The following is an 866-nucleotide window of genomic DNA, read 5'->3' on the forward strand; positions in this document are numbered from 1 at the left end:
TTGCGTTAAGAGAAACCATTGCTCAAAAAATTGAAGTGGAGCGAGTGTAATGCAGTATCAAGTTCTTACCGTAGGTAACCCAAACAGCGGTAAAACCACTCTTTTTAATGGTTTGACTGGTGCCAAACAGCAAGTCGGTAACTGGGCGGGTGTGACTGTTGAGAAAAAAACGGGTCAATTTAAGCACGCGGGTGATGAATTTTTACTGACGGACTTGCCGGGCATTTACTCTCTGGACAGCGGTAACGATAGTAACAGTATCGATGAATCCATCGCTTCTCGTGCGGTGTTGACGCACCCAGCTGATTTGATCATCAACGTGATTGATGCCACCAGCTTAGAGCGCAGTCTATATATGACGCTGCAACTTCGTGAGCTTGGTCGTCCGATGGTTGTTGTTCTCAACAAAATGGATGCGTTAAAGCGTGAACGTCAGATGATCAACATTGCTGAGTTAGAAAAGACGCTAGGTTGCCCAGTGATCAGTTTGTCTGCCACTAATAAAGCACAAGTTGCTGAGTTTAAAGAAAGGCTCCACAAAGCCATAGTTCAGGGTGTTGCGCTAAAAGACCGCTCTTTGAATTACGGCGATAAGATGGAAGCAGCGATCGAGCATATTTCTTCTCTATTTAACGATCAAACCGTTTCTCATCGTGCATTAGCGATCCGTGCTCTAGAAAAAGACACGATGGTTCTCAATAGCCTGTCCGATCTTGATAGAAGCAAAGTACTGGAAGCGATTGCGACTTTAGATTTGGATATTGATTTACACGTTGCGGATACCAAATACACTCATCTGCACGAACAATGCAAAAAAGTTCGCCGCAGTGAAGGCAAACTCAGCCGCAGTGTTACCGAAAAACTTG

General features: G+C 44.7%; 1 protein-coding gene. It reads left to right on the top strand.

Features of this window, described 5'->3' with window-relative positions:
* Positions 1-49: 49 nt before the first annotated feature.
* Positions 50-866 (top strand): FeoB small GTPase domain-containing protein (locus R7E78_RS25390; RefSeq protein WP_318058508.1); only part of this gene is annotated, 817 nt, incomplete at its 3' end.

The organism is Vibrio sp. YT-19(2023), assembly GCF_033337395.1.